Raw genomic sequence first — 7,501 nt, 5'->3', positions numbered from 1 at the left:
TGTTCGCGCAGGCCATTGATGCCGCCAAGGCCAAGGGGAACGAACCCTATCTGGTGGAGGCTCATATCGGCGCCCATGCCCCCTTCACCGTGCCCGACGAGGGGCTGGCCATGCTGCGCGAAGCGGTGCAGGTCACCGGTCGCGGGCTGCATATCCATGTGGCGGAAGACCGCTACGACATGGCCCACGGCCACCACCACTATGGCAAGGAGCCCATCGCCCGGCTGGACGAGTTTGGCCTTGTCGACAGCAAGACCCTGATCGCCCACGGCATCTACCTGAGCCCGGCCGACATCGAGCTGCTCAACAGCCGCGATGCCTTCCTGGTGCATAACGCCCGCTCCAACATGAACAACCACGTGGGCTACAACATGCACCTGCCGGAGTATCGCAATCTGGCGCTGGGCACCGATGGTATCGGCTCCGACATGCTCGAAGAGCTCAAGTTCGCCTACTTCAAACACAAGGATGCCGGCGGAGCGCTCTGGCCCGACAGCTTTGCCCGGTTCCTCTGGAACGGCAACACCCTGCTGGAGCGCAACTTCGGCGCCAAATTTGGCCGCCTGGAGCCGGGTTACAAGGCCGACCTCACCATCTGCGACTACGCCGCACCGACCCCGCTGGCGCCGCGCAACCTCGGCGGCCATCTCGCCTTCGGTATGGGCTCATCCTCGGTCAACAGCGTGATGGTCGAGGGACGCATGGTCTATCAGGATTGCGAGTTCGCCTTTGACGTCGAGCCCATTTATCAGCAGGCCAGCAAGGTGGCGAGCCGCCTGTGGCAACGGATGGATCAGCTGGCCTAGGGCCACCCTCCACAGTTTTGGACCGGATTGCCCGCCCTGTGGATCTCCCCGGCGGCGGGCTGCAAGAGTAAGGACGACACATGATTGAGCAATTCTTCCGACCCGAACAACTGGGTCAGGCTTTGGAACTCAAGGCCCGCTTTGGCAACGACGCCGTTTACATGGGGGGCGGCAGCAAGCTCAACGCAGCCCCGACCCGCACCGACAAGAAGGTCGCCATCTCGCTGGACAAGCTCGGACTTGGCCAGATTGAGCAGCAGCACGGTCAACTCCACATCGGCGCCACCGTCACCCTGCAAGCCCTCAAAGACGACCCCCGTACCCCGGCCGCCCTGTGCGAGGCGCTGGGGTTTGTCTACTCCCGCCATCTGCGCAATCAGGCCACCATTGGCGGCGAAATTGCCTGCCAGCAGCAGGACTCCCCGCTGTTGCCGGTACTGCTGGTGCTTGAAGCCGTGGTAGTGCTGGAGAACAACCAGCTGCAACCCATCGATGCCTATCTGGCGGGCCAGCGCAAGGAGCTGGTGCTGGGGGTGGTGCTGCCGGAGCCCGCACTGCGCTGCGCCACTCGCCGCATCAGCCGTAACGCCGACGGTCTGGCGGTAATGACCGCCGCTGTGGCCCTCGATGCCCTTGGCGAGATGCGAGTCGCCGTTGCTGGCGTTACGCCGCAGCCGATGCGCCTGCGTGATGTGGAGCGCCGCTCCCTGCACGATGCCGCGCTGGAGGCGGCCGTGAGCGAGCTGGTTGCACCGCGCGAGGATCTCGGCGGCAGCGTGACCTACAAGCGCTATATCAGCGGGGTAGTGGTGGCGGATCTGCTGGTCGAGTGCCAGCAGCAGGAGGTACAGGCATGATGGAACTCAACTTCACACTGAACGGCGCCCTGCGCACTGTCATCACCCCGGCTGGCGAGAATGCCCAGCGGGTGCTGTTCAACCAGTGCCGGATGCACTCGGTGCGCAACAGCGACGACGGTTTTGGCTTTGCCGGCTCCGACGCCATTCTCTTCAACGGCAAGGTGATCAACGCCTCCCTGCTGATCGCCGCACAACTGGATGGATCAGAGGTGCGCACCGCCGAGTCGCTGGGCAGCTGGAACCAGCTCAGTCTGGTACAGCAGGCGATGGTAGATGTGGGCGTGGTGCAGTCGGGCTACAACGATCCGGCCGCCGCGCTCATCGTCACCGACCTGCTTGATCGCCACCCCGAGCCCACCCGTGATCAAATCGACGATGCCCTCTCGGGCCTGTTTCACCGCGACGGCGGTTATCAGCAGTTCTATCAGGCCATCGAGCTAGCTTGCTCACGGATGAAGGATCCCGATTACCTGTGCCAGATCGCCCCCGAGTTTCGCGACGATCTGCGCCATATCGGCAAGAGCTGCCCAAAAGTGGACGCCGCCAAGATGGTGCAGGCCAAGCCCTGCTACGTGGAGGATCGGGTTACTGAAGATGCGCTGATCATCAAGATGCTGCGCAGTCCCCATCCCCATGCGGTGATCACCAGACTCGATGTGAGCCGCTCCGAGGCGCTGCCGGGCGTCGTGCATGTCATCACCCACCTCAACTGCCCGGATGTGTTTTACACCCCGGGTGGTCAGAGTGCCCCCGAGCCGTCACCGCTCGATCGCCGCATGTTCAGCCGCAAGCTGCGCCATGTCGGTGATCGTGTTGCCGCTGTGGTGGCCGAGAGCGAAGCCATCGCATTGGCGGCCCTCAAACTCATCGAGGTCGAGTATCAGGTTCTGCCAGCGGTCATGACTATCGATGAGGCGATGGCTCCCAATGCACCCCTGGTGCACGACGAGCCCATTGTCTACATGGCCGGTGCGCCTGCGGATCTCGAGCAGCAGAACGCCTGCTCGGTGCGCCGCGGCGACGAGCACATGATCATCAACTTCCCCATCGGCTCCCGCCCCCACGAGAACCTGGCCGCCAGCGTTCATGGCCAGATTGGTGACGTGGCAAAAGGCTTTGCCGAGGCGGACGAGATAGTCGAACGCACCTACGAATCGACCCAGGCCCAGCAGTGCCCGACCGAGCCGCACATCTGCTTCACCTACATGGATGGGGATCGTCTGGTTATTCACGCCTCCACTCAGGTGCCGTGGCACGTGCGCCGTCAGGTGGCGCGCATCGTCGGTCTCAAGCAACATCAGGTGCATGTGATCAAGGAGCGGGTAGGGGGCGGCTTTGGCTCCAAGCAGGACATCCTGCTGGAAGAGGTGTGCGCCTGGGCGACCAAGGTCACCGGCCGTCCCGTCACCTTCCGCTACTCCCGTGAAGAGGAGTTCATCAGCAACACCTCCCGCCACGTGGCCAAGGTAAAGGTGAAAGTGGGGGCCAAAAAAGATGGCACCATCACCGCCATCGACATGGATTTTCGCGCCAACACCGGCCCTTACGGCAACCACTCATTGACGGTGCCGAGCAACGGCCCGGCGCTCTCCCTGCCGCTCTATCCGTGCGACAACGTGCGCTTTACCGTCAACACCTACTACAGCAACATCTGTCCGACCGGGGCCTATCAGGGTTACGGCGCGCCCAAGGGCAACTTTGCCCTGACCATGGCGATTGCGGAACTTGCCGAGAAACTGGGCATCGATCAGCTCGACATGGTGGAGCACAACCGGGTGCACGAAGGGGACGTCCTCAAGGTGCTGGGGGCCATCGGCGAGGGCAAGATGCCTACCTCTGTGCCCCACGCCGCCAGCTGCGCCCTCGAGCCCATCCTCAAACAGGGTCGCGAACTGATTGCCTGGGATAGCCCCAAACCCGCTGACGGGGATTGGCGCATCGGCCGTGGCGTCGCCATCATCATGCAAAAATCGGGGATCCCCGATATCGATCAGGCCAACTGCATGGTCAAGCTGGAATCGGACGGCACCTTTATCGTTCACTCCGGTGGCGCCGATATCGGCACCGGCCTCGATACCGTGGTCGCCAAGCTGTCCGCCGAGGTGCTCGGTTGCCCGCTCAGCGATGTGCATGTGATCTCTGGCGACACCGACCATGCGCTGTTCGACAAGGGAGCCTACGCCTCGTCAGGCACCTGCTTCTCCGGCAATGCGGCCAAGATGGCGGCAGAGAACCTCAAGGCGAAGATCCTGTTCCATGGCGCCGCCATGCTGGGCGAGCCGGTGGAGGATGTGGAGCTGGTTCACCCGGGCCTGGTGCGCGGCAAGCTGGGGGAGGTGAGCCTCGCCAAGCTGGCCCACAAGGCGGAGACCGGTACCGGCTTCGGCATTTTGGTGGGCACCGCCAGCTACATCACCTCTGAGCTTGCCTTCCCGTATGGGGCCAACTTCGCCGAGGTGGCGGTCAACGTCAGAACCGGCGAGATCCGGCTCGACAAGTTCTACGCCCTGCTCGACTGCGGCACCCCCATCAACCCGGAGCTGGCCCTTGGCCAGATCTACGGGGCGACCATGCGGGCCATCGGCCACACCATGACCGAGGAGATCTGCTACGACAGCAAGGGCATCCCGCTCACCCGGGATCTGAAGAGCTATGGCGCGCCCAAGATTGGCGATATTCCGCGCGACTTCCGGGCCTTCCTGGTACCGAGTGATGACAAGGTCGGCCCTTACGGCGCCAAGTCCATCTCGGAGATCGGGGTCAACGGCGCGGCGCCTGCCATCGCCACCGCCATCCACGACGCCTGTGGTGTCTGGTTGCGCAAGTGGCACTTCACGCCGGAGCAGATCCTGCGCGAGCTGGGCAAGCTGGAGCAAAAAATGTCGGTATAACAAAAGAAAAGGTGAGGGGCGGGCGCCAGCTCGCCCCCAGCGCCTGACGGCGGAATGAGTACTCCGCCTACATTCTGTGTGATGGGACAAACATGATGTCTAAAACAACACGCAAGCACTCGGATCTCATTTACGAGCTGGAAGACAAACCTCCGTTTTATCAAACCCTGATGGGAGCAGTGACCCATCTGCTGGCTATTTTTGTCCCCATGGTGACCCCGGCGCTGATCGTCGGCGGCGCCTTGGGCCTCTCTACCGAGATCACCGCCTATCTGGTCTCCATGGCGATGATCGCCTCCGGTATCGGCACCTGGCTGCAGGTAAACCGTTATGGCCCCATCGGTTCGGGGCTGCTCTCCATCCAGTCGGTCAACTTCTCCTTCGTCACCGTGATGATCGCGCTCGGTGGCGCCATGAAAAAAGATGGCATCCATGAGGAGCTGATTGTCTCGACCCTGCTCGGGGTCTCCTTTGTCGGTGCCTTTCTGGTAATGGGCTCCTCCTTTGTGCTGCCCTACCTCAAGCGGGTGATCACCCCGACCGTGAGTGGGGTAGTGGTTCTGATGATTGGCCTGAGCCTTATCAAGGTGGGGATCATCGACTTTGGCGGCGGCTTCTCCGCCATGAGCAGCGGCACCTTTGGCAAATACGAGCACATCGGGCTGGGGCTGCTGGTGCTCTGCGTTATCGTCGCCTTCAACTGCAGCCGAAGCCCGCTGCTGCGGATGAGCGGCATCGCCATCGGTCTGATGGTGGGTTATGCGGTGGCCCTGATGCTTGGCATGGTGGATTTCTCCGCCCTTGAAAACCTGCCGCTTATTACGGTGCCGATCCCGTTCAAGTACGGTTTCTCCTTCGATTTTCACGCCTTTATGCTGGCGGGCACCATCTATCTGTTGAGCGTGCTGGAGGCGGTGGGGGACATCACCGCCACCGCCATGGTCTCCCACCGGGATATTCAGGGCCCCGAGTTTCAAAAACGGCTCTCCGGCGGCGTACTGGCGGACGGTCTGGTCTCGGTGATCGCCTCGGCCCTCGGTTCCCTGCCGCTCACCACTTTTGCCCAGAACAACGGGGTGATCCAGATGACCGGGGTGGCCTCACGCCATGTGGGCAAGTTTATCGCCGTCATTCTGGTGCTGCTGGGGCTCTTCCCGGTGGTGGGGCGCTTCTTTACCACCATACCGTCACCTGTGATGGGGGGCGCCATGGTCATCATGTTCTCGATGATCGCCATCGCCGGTGGTCGCATCATCATCAGCCACGGTTTCGATCGGCGGGAGACCCTGATTGTCGCCACCTCGCTGGGCCTTGGGCTCGGGGTCTCCTACGACCCGAACGTCTTCAAGGTGCTGCCGGCGGGTATCTACATGCTGGTGGAGAACCCCATCTGCGCCGGCGGCATCACCGCCATCATCATGAATCTGGTGCTGCCGCAAAGCCGCAAGCGCAAGGCTGCCGTCAGGGATGCCGAGGCGGTGGAGGTGATCCAGCTGAGCGACAAGCCGGATGTGAGCTTTACCGCCCGCAGTGCGGGCCAGCCATCGGCCAGCAAGGGTGAGGGTTCACCAGAGCCAGTGCCCGGGCAGGCGGTGGCGCCACAAGTGGAACGGATCTGACGGTTAAACCGGCAAAAACGTCAACAGAACAAGAAAAACAGGGAAACGGTTATGAAAAACGACAACTCTGTCAAAGCGGTACGCGGCAGCTTCTTCGATATCACCCGGGTGGTGGATCAGCCCGAGGAGATTGAGTCCAACGCCCGCCTTATCGAGGATGGTCTGCTGATCATTCGCAACGGTTGCATCGACTGGTTCGGTGAGTGGGAGGAGGGGAAAGATCGTATTCCGGCCGAAGTACGGGTGCGGGATTATCGCGGCAAGATGATAGTGCCGGGCTTTGTCGATACCCACATTCACTATCCCCAGAGCGAGATGGTCGGAGCCTATGGCGAGCAGCTGCTGGAGTGGCTCAACCGCCACACCTTCCCGGCCGAGCGGCGTTACAACGATCTCGAGTATGCCCGCGAGATGTCCACCTTCTTTATCAAACAGCTGCTGCGAAACGGCACCACCACGGCGCTGGTGTTCGGCACAGTGCACCCCGAGTCGGTAGACGCCCTGTTCGAGGCGGCGAGCCGTATCAATATGCGGATGATCGCCGGCAAGGTGATGATGGATCGCAATGCGCCCGATTATCTGCTCGATACCGCCGAGAGCAGCTATGTGCAGAGCAAGCAGCTTATCGAGCGCTGGCACGGCAACGGTCGACTGCTCTATGCCATCACACCACGATTTGCACCCACTTCGACACCCGAGCAGCTGGCGATGGCGCGGCGACTGCGCGAAGAGTTTCCCACCACCTATCTGCACACCCATCTGTGCGAGAACAAGGACGAGATCGCCTGGGTAAAATCCCTCTTCCCGGCGCACAAGGGTTATCTCGATGTCTATCACCAGCATGGGCTGACCGGCCACAACTGCGTGTTTGCCCACTGCGTCCATCTGGAAGAGCAGGAGTGGGATTGCCTGAAGGAGACCGGCTCCACTATCGCCTTCTGTCCCACATCGAATCTTTATCTGGGCAGCGGCCTGTTCAAGCTGCACAAGGCGTGGCGCAAGCAGGTGAAGGTGGGGATGGGCACCGACATCGGCGCCGGTACCACCTTCAACATGCTGCAGACCCTCAACGAGGCCTACAAGGTGATGCAGTTGCAGGGCGAGCGGCTCTCCGCCTATCAGGCCTTCTATCTGGCGACCCTGGGCGGCGCCCATTCGCTGGGGCTGGACGAGAAGATCGGCAGCTTTGCGGTGGGCAAGGAGGCGGACTTCGTGGTGCTCGACCCGGTCGCTACCCCGCTGCAGCAGCTGCGTTATGACAACTCCACCACCCTGCGGGACAAGCTCTTTGTGCTGTTGACCCTGGGGGATGACAGATCCATCTA

At 62.0% G+C, this 7,501-nt stretch carries 5 protein-coding genes; all 5 read left to right on the top strand.

Annotated elements, in window-relative coordinates:
• On the top strand, positions 1-806 hold an 806-nt coding region (locus tag AB5Y92_RS07455), incomplete at its 5' end, for an amidohydrolase family protein (protein WP_368226249.1).
• Between the two features lie 80 nt (positions 807-886).
• Entirely contained in the window at positions 887-1,663 is a 777-nt protein-coding gene (gene ygfM, locus AB5Y92_RS07450; RefSeq protein WP_204383217.1) for a molybdopterin-dependent oxidoreductase FAD-binding subunit, read from the top strand.
• On the top strand, positions 1,660-4,557 hold the full coding sequence (locus AB5Y92_RS07445; protein WP_368226247.1) for a molybdopterin-dependent oxidoreductase Mo/Fe-S-binding subunit: 2,898 nt from the start codon (positions 1,660-1,662) through the stop codon (positions 4,555-4,557). Before ygfM ends, AB5Y92_RS07445 begins: the two co-directional genes overlap by 4 nt.
• A 95-nt stretch (positions 4,558-4,652) precedes the next feature.
• The gene (locus tag AB5Y92_RS07440) at positions 4,653-6,176 is read left to right on the top strand and encodes a nucleobase:cation symporter-2 family protein (RefSeq protein ID WP_164536776.1); all 1,524 of its coding nucleotides are present in this window, start codon (positions 4,653-4,655) and stop codon (positions 6,174-6,176) included.
• Between the two features lie 51 nt (positions 6,177-6,227).
• Positions 6,228-7,501 (top strand): guanine deaminase (gene guaD / locus AB5Y92_RS07435; protein WP_368226245.1); only part of this gene is annotated, 1,274 nt, incomplete at its 3' end.

The sequence above is a fragment of the Aeromonas sp. R1-1 genome (assembly GCF_040908495.1).
Lineage (GTDB): Bacteria > Pseudomonadota > Gammaproteobacteria > Enterobacterales > Aeromonadaceae > Aeromonas > Aeromonas veronii.
The sequence above is the reverse complement of the archived record's forward strand: the minus strand, read 5'-3'. Positions and strand labels throughout refer to the sequence as shown.